Here is a 20,015-nt window from a genome sequence, read left to right on the forward strand (position 1 = left end):
AGGAATAAGACCGGTTCCAATGCGCACCGTACCGTCAATGGGAAAAGCTTATTTGTTGTTTGGCGATGTTTTCTCTGCTGTCGGCATCACTTGAGAACGGCCGGCAGCATGCAGTTTCTGGAATAGATCCAGCAGGCAGTTTTTTACCGTAAAAGTGCTGACTTCCAGTATCGCAGCCGTTTCAGAAACCGTTTTACCCATCCGGATCCACTCCATTATCGCGATTTCGCGAGGGCTGAATCCATCCTCCTCCAGATTTAACGGAATCGGAATGCGTCGATTGTTCCGGGGCGGTGGATCGATGCGGCCGAATGCCGCGTCGATGTATGGAAGCAGTATTCCGACGACATCCATCGAGGAAGGGGAGATATTCCTGCTCGAACTGAACATCACGTACAGACAATCATGCTGCCCGCGTTTGTCGCTGATGCCATGTACCAACATGGAATGCATACCTTGCAGCGCCCCTCCCAGAGGACATTGCAGGACGCGTTCTTCCATCAGGAAACCATATTCGCCGCTACCAAGAGCGTAAGGTGTCCTGTCGAGTTGGAGCCAGCGGCGGAACAGACCCTGGAGTAAGGGTAGCAGCGCCCTTGCATCGGAGTTTTCGCTCCTCACTTCGAGCAAGGCAGAGACAACGTCATGACACACAACATCTGCCTCGAAATCTCCCCATGCAGCGAGCATGATCTCGTGAGGCAGATAGTGTTGCATCTCGCCTTGCAGCCACAGCAATAGATCATAGTGACAGCTTACTTCCAGCCATTCCTGGATGATACGGTGGTACCGCTCCACGTGTTCCACAGAAAAAGAGGCCGGCAAGTTCATTTGGAATATTCGATTTGAGTTACAATGGATATCCATTCACACTATATGCAAGCAATCTTCATACCAAGAGGTAATTCGCGGATTTCAAAGGTCGAACAGACGTTTGATGGAAGAAATATGGGAAGAATGTAAAGATTTCTGACAGGCGATCAGGCCTATTTAAACTTGCAGCACCGAGGCTCCTGGGTTATTTCTACCCGCTGCGGCTTCGGAATACGGCGTTTCCGCAACTGGTATTTTCTTGTTGCCCCCTTTCTTTGTTGATAAAATAAATTGGATTTAGTCCTTGAGAGTTCTTGAACCAAAGCTATTTGTTCCAGAGCCAGGGGAACAGGGCAGGTTGAGAACAGAGCGAGCCACGATTCCTCCCTGAGGCAGAGAGGCGCGTTCTTTTTTTATTGCCGATTTTGACCAGTGCGGAGAAGTTCCGTAAAGGAGTATCATGAACAAGAGAATAAAGGACAAGAGAGTAATAGCGATTGCATTCTCTATTATTCTGTCATGGCCCGTCTCTGCCTTCTCGTTGCAGCAACCGGAATCACAGTCACAATCACAATCTCAATCTCAATCTCAATCTCAATCCGCTTCATCCCAGGAATTGCCTCATGGAGACGGTTGGCGCCTCGTCCGCTCAATTCAGCTTGGCAACTCAAAAAACTATATCCATATGGTCCTGATCGATGGCAAGCGGGATATGGATAAGGCGGTTTATGGCGCTGCGCTCAGCAAGATATGCCGATCGGAACCCGATTTCTGCAGGGTCAGATTCTGGAATGAAGAACGTTACGTAGCTGACTCGATTTCGTTTACGGATGCTCAATTTAAAGCGCTGCGAGCTGAATACATATTCAATCGTGCCGGACACGTGCAGCAAATGAAATATGCATGCACGGTCGTATCCGACAAGAATCAGTGTTTCTCTCACTGAGGAACACGATCGGCTACATCCGGAAAAGCGGTGGGGGTTCGTCCGCCTGCTGGCCAAAAAAACAGGAAGCTCAAATGACACGCAGATTGATCAGTTCAGGATCCACCTTCGAACAGGAGATCGGTTACTCCAGGGCTGTGGTTGAGGGTGACTGGGTCTTCGTCTCAGGCACGACAGGTTTTGACTACAGCAAAATGACGATTTCGGATGATCTTCTTGAGCAGGCTGAGCAATGTTTCAGAAATATCGGTGCCGCTCTGGATGAGGCCGGGGCAAGCATGAGAGATATTGTGCGAGTCACCTATATATTGCCTGATGCTGCCGACTTCCCCAAGTGCTGGCCCATATTCCGGAAATATCTCGGGGATGTAAGGCCAGCGGCAATGATGCTGGCTGCGGGCCTGTCGGATCCGCGTATGCGCATCGAGATACAGGTAACCGCAAGGCGCGACTTAGGAGCGTGAGATATTTGAACGATCAAGGGAGAGGCCTGCGACTGCTGGCGGAGAGGATGGTTGGGACTTGGGATTCTGCGCTAATAATAAATGAGGGGGTAATTGATGGCTGAAAAAACAAACAAGATCTTTATCAGTTTTGCACTCAGGGACAGGAACGCTCACGATCAGCTTCTGGAGCAATTGAACAAGGAGCAAACAACATTTTCCTTTGTGGAGATGCCCGTCAAGCAGTCCTGGGAGCCTTCCTGGAAAGACGAGTGCCGGGAGACGGTGAGGGGATGTGATGGCGTGATTGGCCTGATTACCAAAAACTATGTCAGAGCCGACGGCCAGCAATGGGAACTGCGCTGCGCCTACGATGCGAGAATGCCTGTACTGCTTATTCACGGAGATTCTGACAAACTCCCCTCCAAACTGCCTGAACCCGTTGGAGACCGCGAGATCGATGCGTGGACCTGGCCGACGATTTCATCGTTCCTCAATAGACTATAAGCATTTTTTCCTGAGCACTCCGGGCGGCAAAAAACTGCATATTGCCGGCCGGAGCATGTCAGTTTTTCATATACCATCTTCCATAACCGGGGAAACCTGTCAGAAGGCGCTCGCAGCCTGAGCCAAGTTCGATCGCTGCCTTTGTTGGAAGTGAAAAGTGGGGCCGCCCGTTAAGAGTATTGCTGAAGAGTATCGATGCTCCCGATGGACCGCTCGGTGAGTCGAGAAAACTCTTATTGCAACACGCCCAGATCCGCTACCCGTTGCTCGATAGTCCGCATCATTTCTTCATAGGCTGGCTTTCCGGTTCCTCCGAAACGTCTTTTGAACTCGGCCTCGGGCATGAATTCCGGCAGATCGGACCAGAAGGGCATCAAATCCGTGTCCCCAATGCCGGAGAGGACGCGATATTGAAGTTGTTGGGCTGATGTCTCGCTTGCTACCGCTTTTTCTCCAAATTTTGTGCCTGCGTGATCTGCAGCAAGATCGTTAAAGGAGAAGCCGCTGCCATGGCGGGAGTCCTCGAATTCCTTGTATAACCCGATTGCATCCGCGAGTGCGGTGTCGGCATAGGCAGCGATGGCGGCGGAAACCATGAAGTGCTTGGCAAAATCATCACGGCCATCCAGTGTTACAACCTGGGGCTGGGCTCGGGGCCAGGTTGTTTTTCCTGGAAGAATCCGTTTCAGGGAGATGCCCAGCACATGTGCCGTGGCCACCAGAATAAGGGCGCGGTTCTCAGCACGCGGGTCAGCCTCCGTCGATTGCTCAGCTGCTGCGCGCATGAGCGGTAAAAGAACATCCGACAGCGGTAATTCTTTTTCGCCAGTTCTGCTGCTTTCCACCAGCAGACGTTGATAACGAAGCAAACGTTCGCGCTCCTCTTCGCCGATGATCGAGGCCTTCATTCCGTGGGAGAGGCCGCCGCGCCAACGATAAACAATGGTCAATTCATCCGGGGAAACCTTTACCATCCGGAGTGAGTCCAAACTGGCCTTATATTCGGGGCTCTCTCTTAACCACTCCAGTATCCGGGGCATGAGCATGTCCGCAAGCGCGTCGGGCAACGAAAGTTTGCCGATCTGGATCGATCTGAGGTGTGGCAGGCGATCGGTCTCGACTAAGGATGCTTGAACGTTGAGATACCTGTCCGAGTAGTGCCTGAGTGGAGTTTCGGAAAGGGGGATGCTGAGGCGGATCACTGCGCTTCGATGGGCAAGGATGAGGTGAGCGCTGCCTTTCAGGAGCCTGCGCGCCAGATAATTTATGGCCAGATCCGCATCCGCCGGCATTATTCTTGCAGCAGCGAACATTCCCGGACGTACCCAGTAACGATGCTTATCTACAATGCGCTTTGCGCGTTCTATATGATCCGGTGTCAGGACGACCTGACGGTTGACGCGTGGGCGATCTTCAATAGCGAACGAGATTACGACGACCAGGATCAGGGAAAAACTCAATAGCAATCCAGCCGAGACAATCAGAAGTTTGCGCATGAAATTTTATTGAAGTGTCCGCTCAGGACAGGAGGCGCACGATGCCGTATTCCGGACCATGGCATCTGCGTCCTTGGAGATTTGCCGGGAGAAGATAAAGAAAAACGACGTTTTGACCGATACTCAAATCGCTTTCTCAAAAAAGGCGGAACAGATCACAACGGTCCCAATGGCATGCAAACCGCGCCATGCAGGCGGCGCATGCCGCATTCCGGTGATGATTATCCCGGCTTTACCGAGAATGCTCAAGGAGGACTTATCAAACGGTTTCTAATACCACCAGTAGTAGGGGCGGTAGAATCCTCCCCAATAGGGCCCGCCATAATAATACCCATATCCGAAGTATGGACTGAAGCCGTAGCCGGGCCCACCATAAGTGTAAGGCTGATATTGGTACACCGGCCATAAATAAATACCTTTGGAAGAAAGCAGAGGCAGACGTACGTGTTTTTTTCCTATTGTACGCTCGATATCACCTTCGATTGTTCCCGCAACTGTGATTTCTCTATCCTTTGCATAAACGGCGGGATCCAGAAATTCGGAACTCTTGATCACGAAACGTCCCTCGCTCTGCTTGTTCAGTTGCGGCCGTCCGGAATAATTGAGGGGATAGGACAGCACCTGCACCAGGGTGAAGTTTTCTTCATTTTCAACATCAATCACCACGCCTCCCCAACGGACGGACGTATCCTTATAGCTGTCCGGGTTCTGGCTCACTTCGCCATAACCGACTTTTGCCACCGGTACGTCTCGCACTGCTGCCGGCAGTCCGACGCACGCGCTCAAGAAGATACAGACGAATAACAAGTATGGTCTCATCTTTTTTTCCTTTCATGAAAACACGGCCCATGGATTGTTTATTTGCCATCTTCGCCTAGAATTGGAATTTCTTAATAGAGCCACTACAAGCATAGTTTAATCTGGATTAAAAATACGACGTTATTAATAGGGCGCCTTTGAATCTTTCTCACGACTGGGCAAGCTGTCGGGGGGGCCTTCGGGTGTTATGCCGTCCGTGTCGTGAGGAGGAAGATGCTTTCCTGAAGCCGGCTTATGCCTCGTTGTTGAAAGCGGGGATTCTCCGCCAGCACGTTGAATTTTGCGAGCAGACGAATGTCCGTGCGTTTTCCGTAAAGCGCCTCTACCTCGGCTGTGGAAACCGCAAAAGGCGGACCGGACATTTCAGATTGGGGATAATCAAAAGTAATGAGCAGTATCCGGATCGCGGGCGGCAAGATACACAGCAAATGGTCTGTGTATGCACCGCGAGTTTCCGGGGGCAAGGCGACGAGAGAGGCGCGGTCGTACACCGCGTCCACCTGTGCCAGATGGTCTTTTTTTAGGTCGAAAAAATCTCCGCACAGAAGGCGGATGCCGCCAGCATCCCACTGATCGAATTTCTCGCCGGTCGTGTGGCGAGGGGAATATTCGTTTTCCTTGAAGAATGCCTCTACTGCCAGAGGGCTTAATTCCACGCCCAGCACGGAAAGATTCTGCTCGCGAAGCCATATCATGTCACAACTTTTACCGCAGAGGGGAACGAATACCTGTTTTCCAGACTTTCCAGACACAACCTGTAATTCCGACCAATATCGGCTTAAATATGGATTGATCTCGTTCTGGTGAAAACCGATTTCTTCCTGCCTCCAGCGTTCCAGCCAGTATTCTTTCTTCATTTTCCTGTGTTCTCCCGGCATTATTTAAGATAAATTTATCCTGTCGCCATCCACTTGAGCTCGTAAAAGACTAGGCCGACAATGATTCGCCGATATAAAAATCCGCCAAATTATCTCGCTGACAATTACGAAATGTTTCAAAAACTTGCTGCACTTTTCAAGGAATTCGGATTTTTTGCTGGTCTGCTGTATCTGTCAGATCGTTTTCTTGCCAGCATTTCTCCCAGTCTGCGACTGTATTTCTACGACATTATGGTCCAGCCGATTCACAAAGAGCCGCTTATTCCAGAGCGGTTAAGCAGGAACCTTGAAATTCGCGAGATCAAGCGAGGTGATCCGGAAGTGGAGCTTATGCCGACGCGACTGGACATAAAGGAGGCCCGTTTCGAGCAGAATGCGGTTTGTCTTGGTGCTTTTCAAAAGGGGAAATTTATCGGGTATATGTGGTTTTGTCCCCATACCTATATAGAAGACGAAGTTCGCTGCATCTTCCTGGTGTCACCCGCAGGCGAAGCGGTCTTCGATTTCGATTTCTACCTTTTTCCCGAATATCGCATGGGTCGAGGATTTATCGGCATGTGGAGCGGAGCCAATCGATATCTCAACGAGCGAGGGATAAAATATACGTTCAGCCGTGTCACCCGGACGAATATTGCCTCGCGCCGGGCGCACAGCCATCTGGGATGGAAATGTGTAGGACGCACACTATTCCTGCAGGCCGGGCAGCTGCAGTTCATGGCTGCTACTATTTTTCCCTTCCTTCACTTGTCGTTTGGGAAGTCCGGACGTGTTCAGCTAAAATTACGTCCCGATGCTCTGCTGGTCCAATAATCCCTCCCTGAAACAAATGTGGAACTCGGGCTTGCCAGGACAATCGAAGGCACCAGAATAAACCAGAATAATCAAGTGCCCGAAGTTGCGAAGGGTTGAAGTAACCTCAGGTCTTTTTACACAGCACCGCGGTATGAAGCATCAGGCGGGAGAGCGTCAGCAATTCGGGTGAAACTCCTTTTCACTGTGCTGTCATGTTTTTCAGTGCAGAGTTCTCTGATCCATGTTCTTGGCAATAGTGAGGCAAGGTATCCGGGTGTACACTTCGTTTATTTTATATTGAGAGGCTATCCATAACCGAGGGTGAACATGAATTTGAATGCAAAGAAAACAACCACAGCTGTTCAATCTGCTTCCGAAAACCCCAAGTTGCGTGTAATGCCCAAACAACTCTTTTCCCGAACTCCTGTTCTTGTCGGAGGTAATGCTGCGGCAAAGCGTGAGGAAATACGCGAATACTTTCATTCCACGCTGGACCGTTATGAGCAGCTCTTCGAAACGTTGCGGGGAGATGCGGCCTACTTCAAAAAGCCCATTTCTTTGCGTCACCCGCTCATATTCTATCTCGGCCATACCGCAACCTTCTTTACCAATAAACTGCTGCTCGCGGGTCTGATCACTGAACGTATCAACCCAAAAATGGAATCGATGTTCGCAGTGGGTGTCGATGAAATGAGTTGGGACGATCTGGATACGACGCATTACGATTGGCCTTCTGTCGAAGAGGTGCGAGCCTATCGCAGAAGGATGCGGGAAACTGTCGATCGACTCATCCGTGAAACGCCTCTGACCCTGCCCATTGAATGGGACAGCCCCTGGTGGACGATCATGATGGGTATCGAACACGAACGCATTCATCTCGAAACTTCGTCCGTCCTTATCCGGCAGCATGCGCTGGAACACGTTGCTCCCCATCCTGCGTGGGAGCCCTACCGTAAATCTGGAGCGGCGCCCGACAATCAGTTGGTGAAAGTACCGGAAGGTACCGTGCAGCTTGGCAAGAAAAAAGATGATCCTTTCTATGGATGGGATAACGAATACGGTACGCACATCGCAAACGTCGCAGCGTTCGAGGCCGGCAAGTACCTGGTGAGTAACCAGGAATTCCTGGAGTTTGTCGAAGCCAATGGGTATGGAACCGAAAGTGAAAGTTACTGGGAAGAGGAAGGACGCGCATGGCTGAAGCATGCCGACGCGAAGCATCCCACCTTCTGGATCCGGCGAGGCGGGGAGTGGGAGTTGCGCCTAATGACCAAGGAAATTCCCATGCCTTGGGATTGGCCTGTGGAGGTGAATTATCACGAAGCCAAGGCCTTCTGTAACTGGAAAGCGGCTGTAAGTGGCCAGCCCTACCGCCTCCCGACCGAAGATGAATGGTACCGGCTCTATGAGGTAGCGGGATTATCCGAGGTTCCGGCTGCTACACCAGCCGGGGCCAATATTCATCTCGACCATGGTGCGTCCAGCCACCCTGTCAACGAATTTGTCCAGGGCGATTTTTATGATGTAGTGGGGAATGTGTGGCAGTGGACTGAAACGCCTATTTATCCTTTCGATGGCTTTGATGTTCATCCCCACTATGATGATTTCACAACACCGACTTTCGACGGCAGGCACAATCTCATCAAGGGAGGCTCCTGGATTTCCTGCGGCAATGAATCGTTGAAGAACTCACGTTACGCGTTTCGCCGCCATTTCTTTCAGCACGCGGGTTTTCGCTACGTGGTCGGCACTGCCCCGGCGATACAGCATGGCTCGCACTATGAAACCGACAAGCTGCTCTCCGAATATGCGGAATTCCATTATGGAGACACCTATTTCGGCGTGCCAAATTTTCCGAAAGCGCTGGCCGAACTCGCTATTGCCGCCATGGGAGATAAGCCTGCGCACAAGGCGCTCGACCTGGGCTGTGCCTCGGGGCGGGCTGCTTTTGAACTGGCGCGGCATTTCGATGAGGTGACAGGAGTGGATTTCTCCGCCCGCTTCATCGGACAAGGAGTTCAGCTGGCATCGCAAGGGGTGTTACGCTATACCCTGGCCGATGAAGGCGATCTGGTCTTTTACCGGGAGCGGACGCTGGCTGGACTGGACCTGGATACGGTCCGGCATAAGGTGGCGTTTTATCAAGGTGACGCTTGTAATCTCAAACCTATATATACGGGTTACGACCTGATCCTCGCGGCGAATCTCATAGACCGTCTTTATGATCCGGCCAAACTGCTTACATCCATACACACCCGCCTCAATTCCGGCGGTATTTTGCTGATTGCTTCTCCCTATACCTGGCTGGAGGAACATACCAAGCGGGAAGCCTGGATCGGCGGATTCAAGCGGGATGGTGAAAGTTTCGGAACGCTCGATGGCCTGAAAGAAATTCTGGGGGCCCATTTTAAGCTGATTCAGGGGCCTACGGAAGTTCCATTTGTCATTCGCGAAACACGCCGTAAATTCCAGCACACGCTCTCGGAAGTAACAATCTGGGAGAAAATTGCTTGAACAGAAGCGCTTCCATCGGGAACCAGGATTTTGATAAGGAAATCGACCGGACCGGGACAGCCAGTCTGAAATACGACAGGCGCCAAAGCATGTTCGGCGCAGCGGAAGTGGTTCCCCTATGGGTTGCGGATATGGATTTTGCCGCTCCAGCCGCGGTCACCGAGGCGCTTTCTCGACGCGCTGCCCATCCGGTGTATGGGTACACTGTCTTTCCCGACAGTTTGTATGAGTCGCTGATGGATTGGCTGAGGCGTCGTCATGGCTGGGAGATCGAGCGGGACTGGATCATGATGTGTCCCGGCGTAGTTCCGTCGTTGCATGCCGCCATCATGACCTTTGCGCAGCCCGGAGAATCGGTTATCGTGCAGCCGCCGGTATATTTCCCCTTTTTTTCTGCTGTCACCAGTACCGGCAGGCAACTCGTACAGAATCCGCTGCGGTTGCGGAATGGCCATTATGAGATCGATTACGATCATCTCGAGCAATGCGCGCAAGGCGCGCGTCTCCTGCTGTTATGCTCGCCACATAATCCCGTCGGCAGGGTATGGAGCAGGGGAGAGCTCGAACGCATCCTGCGGATAGCGGATAAACACAATCTCGTGGTATTTTCCGACGAAATCCACGCTGATCTAGTTTATCCCGAAGCCAGGCATCATATACTCTCCCGGCTGGCGAAAGCATGGGTCGGAAGCAAGGCGAATGTCATAACAGCTGTCGCCCCCAGCAAGACATTCAACATTCCCGGATTGAATCTTTCCGCACTCGTCGTGCCGGATCCCAGGCATCGGGAAGAGCTTGCACGGACGTTCGATATCCTGCATGTCAGCGCATCCAATCCTTTCAGCATTGCTGCTTTCGAGGCAGCCTATCGGGAAGGTGAAGTCTGGCTGGATGAATTGCTGGTTTATCTACAGAAAACCCGTGATTTTGTCTCAGAGTATCTGGCGACCCATCTCCCGGAAATCCACCTCATCGAGCCCGAAGGCACGTATCTGCTCTGGTTTGATTGCCACGAACTGATGAACGCATTGGGGATGACGGATATCCAGCTCAGGCATTTTTTTGTGCATGAAGCGGGTATCGGCATGAGTCCGGGCACTTTGTTTGGCGAAGAAGGCAGCGGTTTCATGCGCATGAACATCGGCACGCCCCGCAGCATCATTGAAGCAGCACTTGAAAGCATCAGAAAAGTTGTGCACAAAGCGAAGCAGGGGAGCACCTGAGCGTATGGAGCTTCCGTCAGTCCTGTTTTCCCAGGAAGGAAAGCTCCGCTCGTACTCATGAAACAGCCGCAACAAAGAACAACCAGACAATAACGAGCGCTGTTTCAACCTAGAAACCGCAGTTGGACGGAGTATGAGCGAAGCACTCAAATCCTGGAGCGGCTGGATAGCGGTCTTCTTTTCCATATGCATCTGGACCGGTTTCATTCTTGTCAGCCGATACGGAGGAATGGGGACGTTGACAAGCTGGGACATTGCCCTGCTGCGATTCGGAGTAGGCGCTTCGATCGCCGTCTTTTTTTTGCCGCGCATCCTGTTGCCCCCGCTCAAGGTGATATCCCTGTTCTCGCTGTTCGGCGGCATCGGTTACGCCACGGTGGTATACGCTGCCTTTCGCTGGGCGCCGGCAGCTCATGCTTCCGTGCTGTTGCCCGGCACACTGCCTTTTCTGACTGCGATCATTGCGTGGCTGTGGTTCGGCGAAAGATTTACAGGGACGCGCCAAGTGGCGCTGCTTATTGTTTTTGCCGGTATCCTGCTGACCGCCGCTGACTCGCTCTCACTCGGAACACATGTATCTCCCACGCAGATTCTCGGTGATGTGCTATTTCTTTGCGGCTCCTCATTATGGGCGATATTCACGCTGCTGCTTGCACGCTATCCGATGCCGCCCCTTGCTGCCACTGTAACGACCACGCTGGGCAGCGCCGCAGTTTACCTGCCCGTTTGGCTGTTATTTCTGCCCAGCAATCTCGCACAGGCACCTGTCCACGAAATCATCCTCCAGGCAGCGTATCAGGGCGTGCTGGTCGTCTTTATCGCGATGCTGCTCTATACGTTCGCGGTGCGTCGCCTCGGGTCACAGACGGTCGCCCTGCTGATGGCGTTCGTGCCCGTCATATCCGCATTGGCGGCTGTGCCTGTTCTGGGGGAACCTCTGCCTCTGCTCACTTTGGCGGGATTGGGCGCGGTTACCGTGGGCGCCGTGCTCGGAGCGCGGCGGGTGTGAATATTCGGGGGAAGCAAATGCGGAGACACAGTATCCCCGATAAGGGCATAATGAGCATTATCTGATACTCTAGCCGACCATACTCGGTTTCGGGTGGAGATAGGTCATCGTGCTCGTGTGCATGTGAATCTCGCTCTGCGAATTGCTCTTGAACGATGACGCCTCAAAGCGGGGCGAAGATGCCTGCCGCGAACTGGGGCGGACGAAGAGACAGAACTGCTCTATTCGCTATTTTTGAATATCTGATATTGATTTCCCCTATATAGAGTAATGCCGGAATCCGGGCTTTCGCCGATTTCTCCCAATGACATGCTGTCAGCCGCAGTGACGCCTGCTCTGCCGGCTGCCTGGATTGCGGCTGTTGAATCCCGACTTTCCAAGGAAGAAAAGGTGGCGGCATGGCTCGAAACTGACCTCAATGGCCGACTGCATTTTGATCCTGGACTAGTAGTCGTCACCAATAAACGTCTGCTCGTCAAGGCGGAGGGGGGGACGGAGGCGGGGCCAACCTTACAGGAGTGGAGTTACCGGCCCGGACTGACGCTTGTGCGCAGTGATCACGCAGGCGTCGGCAGCCTTGAACTCTTCGATGAGAACGCGCTGCTCGCACGCTGGCGCTACACGTTGGGGAGGGAGGCTGCGGCCACGCGGCTCATCGATAATTTCCGGGAACAACTTCATTATCACTTGACAGGGGAGTTTCGCCCTTTACCTGTACAGATTCTCTGTCCCAAGTGTCACAGGGTACTGGATGTCCCACTGGCTCCGGGGCAGGAGGAGTGCGAAGCGTGCCGCAAGCAAGTGCACGCACCTCCGTCTACCTGGACCCTGTTACGTTTGTGGCGTTTCGCCAGACCCTACAAGTGGAGGCTTTTTGCCGGTTTTCTCCTGACGCTTGGCAGCACGGGAGCGGCGATGATACCTCCGTACCTGACCATGCCCCTGATGGACAACGTACTGATTCCCTACCAGAACGGTAAGCCGATTGACGTTGAACTGGTTGAGTTTTATCTGACCGGACTGCTCGGGGCCGCGATTGTGGCCTGGGGATTGGGATGGGCGCGCACTTACGTGCTCGCACTGGTTTCCGAGCGTATTGGCGCTGATTTGCGCACAGCCACTTTTGAGCATCTGCTCAAACTCTCGCACGCCTATTTTGGCGGCAAGCGCACCGGGGATCTCATGGCGCGCATCGGATCGGAAACAGATCGCCTCAACATTTTCCTGTCGCTTCATCTGCTCGATTTCGCGACCGACGTGCTGATGATCGGCATGACGACCATTATCCTGGTTTCGATCGAACCGTGGCTTGCGCTGGTGACCCTGACGCCATTACCGATTATTGCGTGGTTGATCCATCTCGTTCGCGATAAGTTGCGGACCGGGTTCGAAAAGGTCGATCGCGTTTGGGCTGAGTTGACCAGCGTGCTTGCCGATACCATTCCCGGGGTGAGGGTGGTAAAGGCGTTTGCGCAGGAGAAGCGTGAAGCAACCCGCTTTCGTGGCGCCAATGAACGCAATCGGGAAGTCAATGACCGGGTCAATAAAGTCTGGTCGATGTTCACGCCAACGGTCGTGCTGCTGACCGAGGTCGGTTTGCTGGTGGTGTGGGTTTTCGGTATCTGGCAGGTATCAAAAGATGAGATCACGGTAGGGGTGCTGACGGCTTTTCTCACCTACATCAGCCGTTTCTATGTACGATTGGATTCGATGAGCCGCATCGTCTCGTTTACGCAAAAGGCCGCTGCCGGCACCAAGCGGATCTTCGAAATTCTCGATCACGTTTCCAGCGTTCCAGAACCTGCCCACCCCGTGCACCTGCCCGTTGTAGACGGGCGCATCGAGCTACGAAATGTCGAGTTCCGCTACGGTACCCGCACAGTCACGCACGGCATCAATATAACCATCGAGCCAGGTGAAATGGTGGGTCTGGTAGGGCATAGCGGCTCAGGCAAGAGCACGCTCGTCAATCTGATCTGCCGTTTCTACGACGTGACGGAAGGCGCAATCCTGCTGGATGGCGTGGATATACGCGCGCTTCCGGTCGCAGAATACCGCAAGCATATCGGGCTTGTTCTTCAGGAACCCTTTTTGTTTTTCGGCACCATTGCCGAGAATATTGCCTACGGCAAACCGAACGCGACGCAGGAGGAAATTGTCGCGGCCGCGCGAGCCGCGCATGCGCATGAGTTTATTCTCCGCCTGCCGCACGGCTATGATTCTCTGGTCGGCGAACGGGGCCAGGCGCTCTCGGGCGGAGAGCGGCAGCGCATATCGATTGCAAGGGCGCTGCTAATCGATCCGCGTATTCTGATCCTGGATGAGGCAACATCCTCCGTGGATACGACCACGGAGAAAGAGATCCAGAAAGCGCTCGAAAACCTGGTGCGAGGCCGGACTACCATCGCGATTGCCCATCGGCTCTCCACCTTGCGCGATGCCAGCCGGCTTATCGTGCTTGACCGCGGGAGCGTTATCGAAATAGGCAATCATGATGAACTCATGGCGCGTGAAGGGCATTATCACCGGCTTTACCAGGCGCAAGTGCGTAATGTGGACACAGAGGACGATCTACGTAGGCTGAGCCCGGAGCCAAGGGCCGAAGGGGGCCGGGAATGACGGAAAAAACGCCCTTATACTACTCCCTGCACCGTAATGCCTTTGGACGACTGGTATTTACCGGGGCGAACGGGGAAGTGCGAGAGGGCGTGGTTCCGGTGCGGGCTTTTCCCATTACCGCTCCCAGCCGCGGTATCTCGCTGGTCGATGCGGATGGCCATGAGCTGGCGTGGATCGATGCGTTGAGCGACCTTCCCGATGAAACGCGCAAGCATGTTGAAACGGATCTTGCCAACCGGGAGTTCATGCCGGAAATCAAACGCATCGAGGCAGTTTCAAGTTTTGCTACCCCCAGCACTTGGCGGGTTGAAACCGACCGCGGCAGTACGTCGTTCGTTCTCAAGGGCGAAGAATACATTCGCCGCCTGACTCCAATCGCTTTGCTGATCACCGACAGCCAGAACATCAACTTCCTGATACGCGACCGTACGGCGCTCGATCATCACAGCCGAAAGCTTCTCGACCGCTTCCTCTGATTCAAAGTACAACGACAAGGGTACTGCTTCTGCGCTGGCAGTGGGAGCATCGTTTCGCAGTTCCCTGCTTCCAGCACTCCTCTGCAAAGCCTGTCGCTGGCAGGAGACATATAACATCGCGTGATATCAACGGCATAATTTCACCGGGAAACCGATTGTCGGCAAATGGCGACAGAATTATCTCCTTTCCTGCTCCAAACAACTGTTTTGCAAAGACTATTTTAGCTGGCATAATCCATGCTTGATTTCTTACGGATGGGGACTGTGTATTGAAAGTGAGACTCTCGTGAGAAAAATCATTTGCTTTTCATATTAATTTATCTGGTTGTAAACCTATTGTAGTCAGCCGCGTTAGTTCAACCTTAACTTATTTCTTGTGAGAATCTCACTTTATGCTGGCTTACGCAGATACCAAACCTGACTACATAGCGGTAAATCGAGATATCAAGTTTATTGAAATACGCCACCTCAACGGACCCAATATCTGGAGTGTTCGTCCCGTACTTGAAGCCATTGTCGATATCGGGGAACTCGAAGACTTTCCCTCCGACACAATTCCCGGTTTCTATGAATGCCTGTCTTCCTGGCTTCCTTCGCTCATCGAGCACCGCTGCAGCTATGGAGAGCGGGGCGGATTTCTGCGCCGTTTAAAGGAAGGTACCTGGACCGGTCATATTCTCGAGCACGTTACGCTTGAACTGCAAAATCTGGCAGGAATGCCCGGCGGCTTCGGCCGGGCCCGCGAAACATCCCTGCGCGGTGTCTACAAGGTGGCCGTGAGCGCCTGGCATGAGGATGTCGCGCGCAATGCTCTCGCAGCGGCAAGGGAATTGCTGCTTGCGGCAATGGATTATTCACCGGGGGATGAACCTTACGATGTGAGAGGCACTGTCGCGCGTTTGCGCAGCATGGTCGATTCGCTGTGGCTCGGGCCATCCACTGCCTGCATTGTTGAAGCTGCCGCCAGCCGCAACATTCCGGCGATTCGCCTTCTTGCCAGGGGCAATCTGGTACAGTTGGGTTATGGCATCCGAAGCCAGCGCATCTGGACAGCCGAAACGGACCGCACCCCCGCGATTGCAGAAAGCATCTCGCGCGACAAGGATCTGACCAAGGCGTTGCTGCAATCATGCGGTGTCGCCATCCCTGAAGGACGCATCGTTCACAGCGCTGAGGATGCATGGGAAGCGGCACAGGAAATCGGTCTGCCGGTGGTGATCAAACCGTGTGATGGAAATCATGGACGCGGCGTTTTTATCGAGCTGAGCAAGCGTGAAGAAATCGAGTCCGCCTATAGGGTAGCTCTGGAAGAGGGCAGCGGTGTCCTGGTCGAGGGTTATATTCCCGGTACGGAACACCGCCTGCTGGTGGTCGGGGGCCGTCTCGTCGCCGCAAGCCGGGGGGATTCCGTTTTGGTTACTGGCGATGGGATTTCCACCATAAACGAACTGATCCAGCAGCAGATCAACTCTGATCCCCGGCGGGGAGAAAGTGAAGAGCATCCGCTGAATCCGGTGAGTGTGGATGGGGTAACGATAATGGAACTCCAGCGGCAAGGTTTCACCACGGATTCAATACCGCTTGCGGGACAGGAAGTCATCATTCAGCGTAACGGTAACCATGCTTTCGATGTTACCGATGAGGTGCACCCTAGTACGGCGGCAGCAGCCTCGCTGGCGGCGCGTGTTGTCGGGCTGGATATTGCGGGCATCGATCTTGTCGCCACAGATATTGCGCGACCGCTTGCAGAACAGGGTGGCGCCATTGTCGAAGTCAATGCCGGACCCGGTTTGCTGATGCACATCAAGCCCGCTATCGGTACCCCGCGGCCGGTCGGTGAAGCGATCGTCGAGCACCTTTTTCCGAGCCACGAGGACGGCCGCATTCCGATTGTAGGTATTACCGGCAGTTATGGTACAACCAACCTGGCTCATCTCATTGCCCAACTGCTCGCGCTATCCGGAAAGCAGACGGGTCTGGCATGCAGCGACGGCTTCTATCTTGACCGCAGACAAGTGAAAAAAGGCGACCAGGCCAACTGGAAGACAGCGCGCAACATCCTCATGAACCGGTCAATCGAGGCGGCAGTTTTTGAAAACGGCAGTGACAGCATGCTGCGCGAGGGATTGGCCTACGATGGCTGTCATGTCGGCATCGTTACCAATGTAGAGTTGACCCGTCATTATGGAAAATATATCGAAACCCCTAAACAGGTCTTCGACGTGTTGCGTACCCAAGTGGATGTAGTCGTGCCCGCAGGGGCGGCAGTGCTCAACGCCAGGGAGCCGATGCTGGTGGAAATGGCTGCGCTGTGTAATGGGGAAATCATTTACTTCAGCCTGGATTCCGATCTTCCGGTAATAAAAGAGCATTGTTTACACGGTACCGCAGGTATAAACGGCGTTCAAGGCAAACGGGCGGTAACAGTTCGAGACGGAGAAATTTTCCTTGTTAACGGATCCAGTGAACTGCCATTGAGTAAATTGAACGATGTTCCGGTTACATGTAACGGGCAGGCGGCTTTAGAAGTGGAAAATATACTTGCGGCAGTAGCCGCGGCATGGTCGCTCGGCATCGACCCGACCGTCATACGGGCGGGAATTGAAAGCTTCCATGCGTTTAGCAAGGTGTAAAAACATATCACTAAGGCGCGTGAATAAGAAACGCTAGGAGAACTGTCGATGCAAGTATCATGTTTCCGCGCTTTGCGCGGGCCCAATTTGTGGAGCCGTCAGACAGCCATAGAGGCAGTCGTTTCCTGCGACACTCCTGAATCCCTGCCGGGTGGCATACCGGGTTTTCTGGATCGTCTGTACGCACGATTCCCGCAAATCGATTTGCTTCGAGCCGCATCTTGCCCTGAAGCGGAAATGCTTGCACATGCGCTCGAGCGCGCTGCACTCGGACTGGAAATACAGGCGGGTTGTCCGGTGGCTTTCAGCAAGATCGCCCCGACGCTTGAAGCCGGCGTCTACAGGGTCGTCGTGGAATACAGCGAAGAGGCGGTTGGCAGGCTCGCCTTTGATCTTGCACAAGCCCTGTGCAGCGCGGCTATAGAAGATACTCCTTTCAATCTGGCCGATGCCCTGCAGCGTCTGCGTGAGCTCTTCGAGGACATACGCCTGGGGCCGAGCACCGGTTCAGTAGTACGGGCAGCGGTTGCCCGCGGCATTCCCTTCCACCGCCTGACTGATGGCAGCATGGTGCAATTCGGCTGGGGTAGCAGACAGCGGCGTATTCAGGCTGCAGAAACCTGTCTCACCAGCCTCGTGGCCGAGTCGGTTGCGCAGGACAAGGAGCTTACCCGCTTCTTGCTGGATGCAGCCGGCGTACCTGTCACACCCGGAAGGCCGGTCACAAGTGCGGAGGATGCATGGGTGGCGACCTGTGAAATCGGCAGCCCTGTCGTCGTCAAGCCGCAGGACGGCAATCAGGGAAGGGGAGTCCGCGTGAACCTCGTGAGCCGCGAACAGGTGGAAGCAGCGTACGCCGTTGCAGTTGAAGTCACTGGAAAAGTAATGGTTGAGCGCTACATTCCCGGTCACGACTATCGCATGCTGGTAGTCGGCAACAAGCTGGTCGCCGCAGCACGACGTGAGCCACCCCAGGTTGCAGGGGACGGGATTCATACGGTTGAAGAATTGGTGGAGCAGATCAACCGTGACCCGCGGCGCGGTGAGGGCCATGCCAACGCGCTTACAAAAATCCATTTGGATGAAATCGCTCTTGCCCACCTTGCAACCCAGGGCTTGACGTCCGAGTCCGTACCGCCCGCGGGCACGCGAGTAGTTCTCAGGAATAATGCGAATCTTTCGACCGGGGGAACGGCGACAGATGTTACCGACGAAGTTCATTCGGAATTTGCGGCGCGAATGGTCGAAGCTGCGCAGATGATTGGCCTTGATATCTGTGGAGTAGATGTTGTCTGCCAAAGCGTATCCAGACCTTTGGAGGGACAAGGCGCTATTATCGAAATCAATGCAGCGCCGGGTTTGCGCATGCATTTGCAGCCTTCCTTCGGCAAAGGGCGTGCGGTGGGAGAGGCGATCATTGCGAACATGTTCAAGAAGGGTGATGACGCTCGCATCGCGGTAGTGGCGGTAACAGGCACCAACGGCAAAACGACTACCGTCAGACTGATTGCCAATATTCTTGATTGCCAGGGTCTGCGCGTCGGCATGACAAGCACGGACGGAGTCTATATTGAGGGGCAGCGTATCGACACCGGCGATTGCAGCGGTCCCAAGAGTGCAAGAAAAGTGCTTCTTCATCCGGATGTGGACGCGGCAGTGCTTGAAACTGCCAGAGGGGGTCTGCTGCGTGAAGGACTGGCTTTCGATCGTTGCGATGTCGCAGTGGTTACCAACATCGGGGTCGGTGATCACCTCGGTCTTTCCTACATCAATACCGTGGAAGACCTGACCGCCGTCAAACGCATCATCGTGCAGAATGTGAAGCCCGGTACGGGTGTAGCAGTGCTGAACGCCGCCGATCCATTTGTCGCAGGCATGGCTGCTCATTGCCCTGGCAAGGTCACTTTTTTTGCGCGTGATCCGGATAATCCCGTGATCGCGAAGCATCGCGCCCAACGTAAACGTGTCGTTTATGTCGACGGCGATGCAATCGTCGCTGCGGAAGGCAATTTCGAATATCGCCTTCCGTTCGCAGGCATTCCCGTGACACAGAATGGCGCGATCGCATTCCAGATTGAAAACGCCATGGCAGCCGTAGCTGCAGGTTGGGCGCTGGGTCTTGACTGGCAGATCATTCGCGGCGGTCTCGCGAATTTTGTCAGCGACATGCAAACTGCCCCTGGCCGTTTCAATTTCTTCACTCATCGGGGCGCTACACTTATTGCTGACTACGGCCATAATGTCGATGCGATTCGCGCACTTGTAAATGCGATCGACAAAATTCCGGCGAAACGTCGGTCCGTGGTTATCAGCGGTGCTGGCGATCGACGCGATGAGGATATTCGGCGGCAGACGGAAATATTGGGCGATGCTTTTGATGAAGTGGTGCTTTATCAGGATCAATGCCAGCGGGGACGTGCGAATGGGGAAGTACTGAGCCTGCTGCGGCAGGGGCTGGAAAAGGCGAAACGCACCCGGAACGTCAAGGAAATCTACGGGGAGTTCGGAGCCATTGATGCCGCGTTTGACAATCTGAAAGAGGGAGAATTGTGCCTTATTCTCATCGATCAGGTGGATGAAGCGCTCGGATACATCACCAAGCGGGTGGTAGCTGGCTGATAGGGGCGTTCTGGATTCCCCGAAGTTCGCGGAACACCTCTTGACCCGGGCGTTTCAAGGATTTCTTACCCCGGTTTTACGCAACATTGAGTCTTTCTTCTCCGTTCGCCCTGATTCTGAATTTGAAGAAGGATCGAAAGTGTGACCACAGTTCAGGACAGGCTTGCCCAAGGTCGAACGAACGCAGCCTTGTCGAAGAATTGGGGGCTGAATTAGAGGCGTCGCCAT

At 53.7% G+C, this 20,015-nt stretch carries 15 protein-coding genes; 11 read left to right on the top strand and 4 right to left on the bottom strand.

What is annotated here, in order from left to right; genetic code table 11:
* Window positions 1–48 precede the first annotated feature (48 nt).
* Window positions 49–831, bottom strand: a complete 783-nt coding sequence (gene epsA, locus BMY01_RS04385; RefSeq protein WP_139176713.1) for an XrtB/PEP-CTERM-associated transcriptional regulator EpsA — start codon at window positions 829–831, stop codon at window positions 49–51.
* A 442-nt stretch (window positions 832–1,273) separates the two neighbouring features.
* On the opposite strand from epsA, the gene BMY01_RS04390 reads away from it, so the two are divergent.
* The 3 genes from BMY01_RS04390 to BMY01_RS04400 all read left to right on the top strand — a co-directional run bounded on the left by BMY01_RS04390 (window position 1,274) and on the right by BMY01_RS04400 (window position 2,709).
* Window positions 1,274–1,759 (top strand): hypothetical protein, encoded by a 486-nt coding sequence (locus tag BMY01_RS04390; RefSeq protein WP_074744690.1) that lies wholly within the window; start codon window positions 1,274–1,276, stop codon window positions 1,757–1,759.
* A gap of 74 nt (window positions 1,760–1,833) precedes the next feature.
* Entirely contained in the window at window positions 1,834–2,223 is a 390-nt protein-coding gene (locus tag BMY01_RS04395; RefSeq protein ID WP_074744692.1) for a RidA family protein, read from the top strand.
* A gap of 96 nt (window positions 2,224–2,319) precedes the next feature.
* Window positions 2,320–2,709, top strand: coding sequence for a TIR domain-containing protein (locus tag BMY01_RS04400; protein WP_074744694.1), 390 nt, complete (start codon window positions 2,320–2,322; stop codon window positions 2,707–2,709).
* 233 nt (window positions 2,710–2,942) lie between these two features.
* Here the strand turns inward: BMY01_RS04400 and BMY01_RS04405 are convergent, their stop codons facing one another.
* From BMY01_RS04405 to BMY01_RS04420, 3 genes are all read right to left on the bottom strand, one after another.
* Window positions 2,943–4,205 (bottom strand): hypothetical protein, encoded by a 1,263-nt coding sequence (locus tag BMY01_RS04405; protein ID WP_074744696.1) that lies wholly within the window; start codon window positions 4,203–4,205, stop codon window positions 2,943–2,945.
* 270 nt (window positions 4,206–4,475) lie between these two features.
* Window positions 4,476–5,024, bottom strand: coding sequence for a Slp family lipoprotein (locus tag BMY01_RS04415; protein WP_074744700.1), 549 nt, complete (start codon window positions 5,022–5,024; stop codon window positions 4,476–4,478).
* A gap of 185 nt (window positions 5,025–5,209) precedes the next feature.
* Window positions 5,210–5,881, bottom strand: coding sequence for a thiopurine S-methyltransferase (locus BMY01_RS04420; protein WP_074744702.1), 672 nt, complete (start codon window positions 5,879–5,881; stop codon window positions 5,210–5,212).
* 132 nt (window positions 5,882–6,013) lie between these two features.
* Between BMY01_RS04420 and BMY01_RS04425 the strand changes: the two genes are divergently transcribed.
* The 8 genes from BMY01_RS04425 (at window position 6,014) to cphA (ending at window position 19,787) form a co-directional block, all read left to right on the top strand.
* Window positions 6,014–6,712, top strand: a complete 699-nt coding sequence (locus BMY01_RS04425; protein WP_074745109.1) for a GNAT family N-acetyltransferase — start codon at window positions 6,014–6,016, stop codon at window positions 6,710–6,712.
* 378 nt (window positions 6,713–7,090) lie between these two features.
* Window positions 7,091–9,208, top strand: coding sequence for a 5-histidylcysteine sulfoxide synthase (gene ovoA, locus BMY01_RS04430; RefSeq protein WP_074745111.1), 2,118 nt, complete (start codon window positions 7,091–7,093; stop codon window positions 9,206–9,208).
* Entirely contained in the window at window positions 9,205–10,431 is a 1,227-nt protein-coding gene (locus BMY01_RS04435) for a MalY/PatB family protein (RefSeq protein ID WP_074744704.1), read from the top strand. The genes ovoA and BMY01_RS04435 overlap by 4 nt, the downstream gene beginning before the upstream one ends.
* 133 nt (window positions 10,432–10,564) lie before the next feature.
* Window positions 10,565–11,440 carry a DMT family transporter gene (locus tag BMY01_RS04440; RefSeq protein WP_074744706.1) on the top strand — a complete coding sequence of 292 codons (876 nt, stop codon included), beginning with the start codon at window positions 10,565–10,567 and terminating at the stop codon, window positions 11,438–11,440.
* A gap of 270 nt (window positions 11,441–11,710) precedes the next feature.
* A complete protein-coding gene (locus tag BMY01_RS04445) occupies window positions 11,711–14,059 on the top strand; it encodes a cyanophycin metabolism-associated ABC transporter (protein ID WP_139176717.1) in 2,349 nt (782 codons plus the stop codon).
* Window positions 14,056–14,535, top strand: a complete 480-nt coding sequence (locus BMY01_RS04450; protein ID WP_074744708.1) for a cyanophycin metabolism-associated DUF1854 family protein — start codon at window positions 14,056–14,058, stop codon at window positions 14,533–14,535. Before BMY01_RS04445 ends, BMY01_RS04450 begins: the two co-directional genes overlap by 4 nt.
* A 392-nt stretch (window positions 14,536–14,927) precedes the next feature.
* The gene (locus tag BMY01_RS04455; RefSeq protein ID WP_074744710.1) at window positions 14,928–17,168 is read left to right on the top strand and encodes a cyanophycin synthetase; all 2,241 of its coding nucleotides are present in this window, start codon (window positions 14,928–14,930) and stop codon (window positions 17,166–17,168) included.
* 48 nt (window positions 17,169–17,216) lie between these two features.
* A complete protein-coding gene (cphA, locus tag BMY01_RS04460; RefSeq protein WP_074744712.1) occupies window positions 17,217–19,787 on the top strand; it encodes a cyanophycin synthetase in 2,571 nt (856 codons plus the stop codon).
* Window positions 19,788–20,015: the final 228 nt, after the last annotated feature.

The organism is Nitrosospira multiformis, from assembly GCF_900110185.1.
Taxonomy (GTDB): Bacteria; Pseudomonadota; Gammaproteobacteria; order Burkholderiales; family Nitrosomonadaceae; genus Nitrosospira; species Nitrosospira multiformis_A.

What these genes read in the sequence shown, in the direction of transcription:
- BMY01_RS04425 (WP_074745109.1), top strand. Translation starts at nt 6,014, where the DNA reads ATGTTTCAAAAACTTGCTGCACTTTTCAAGGAATTCGGATTTTTTGCT.
- ovoA (WP_074745111.1), top strand. Translation starts at nt 7,091, where the DNA reads ATGCCCAAACAACTCTTTTCCCGAACTCCTGTTCTTGTCGGAGGTAAT.
- BMY01_RS04440 (WP_074744706.1), top strand. Translation starts at nt 10,565, where the DNA reads ATGAGCGAAGCACTCAAATCCTGGAGCGGCTGGATAGCGGTCTTCTTT.
- BMY01_RS04420 (WP_074744702.1), bottom strand. Translation starts at nt 5,881, where the DNA reads ATGAAGAAAGAATACTGGCTGGAACGCTGGAGGCAGGAAGAAATCGGT.
- epsA (WP_139176713.1), bottom strand. Translation starts at nt 831, where the DNA reads ATGAACTTGCCGGCCTCTTTTTCTGTGGAACACGTGGAGCGGTACCAC.
- BMY01_RS04415 (WP_074744700.1), bottom strand. Translation starts at nt 5,024, where the DNA reads ATGAGACCATACTTGTTATTCGTCTGTATCTTCTTGAGCGCGTGCGTC.
- BMY01_RS04400 (WP_074744694.1), top strand. Translation starts at nt 2,320, where the DNA reads ATGGCTGAAAAAACAAACAAGATCTTTATCAGTTTTGCACTCAGGGAC.
- BMY01_RS04445 (WP_139176717.1), top strand. Translation starts at nt 11,711, where the DNA reads ATGCCGGAATCCGGGCTTTCGCCGATTTCTCCCAATGACATGCTGTCA.
- BMY01_RS04390 (WP_074744690.1), top strand. Translation starts at nt 1,274, where the DNA reads ATGAACAAGAGAATAAAGGACAAGAGAGTAATAGCGATTGCATTCTCT.
- cphA (WP_074744712.1), top strand. Translation starts at nt 17,217, where the DNA reads ATGCAAGTATCATGTTTCCGCGCTTTGCGCGGGCCCAATTTGTGGAGC.
- BMY01_RS04455 (WP_074744710.1), top strand. Translation starts at nt 14,928, where the DNA reads ATGCTGGCTTACGCAGATACCAAACCTGACTACATAGCGGTAAATCGA.
- BMY01_RS04395 (WP_074744692.1), top strand. Translation starts at nt 1,834, where the DNA reads ATGACACGCAGATTGATCAGTTCAGGATCCACCTTCGAACAGGAGATC.
- BMY01_RS04450 (WP_074744708.1), top strand. Translation starts at nt 14,056, where the DNA reads ATGACGGAAAAAACGCCCTTATACTACTCCCTGCACCGTAATGCCTTT.
- BMY01_RS04405 (WP_074744696.1), bottom strand. Translation starts at nt 4,205, where the DNA reads ATGCGCAAACTTCTGATTGTCTCGGCTGGATTGCTATTGAGTTTTTCC.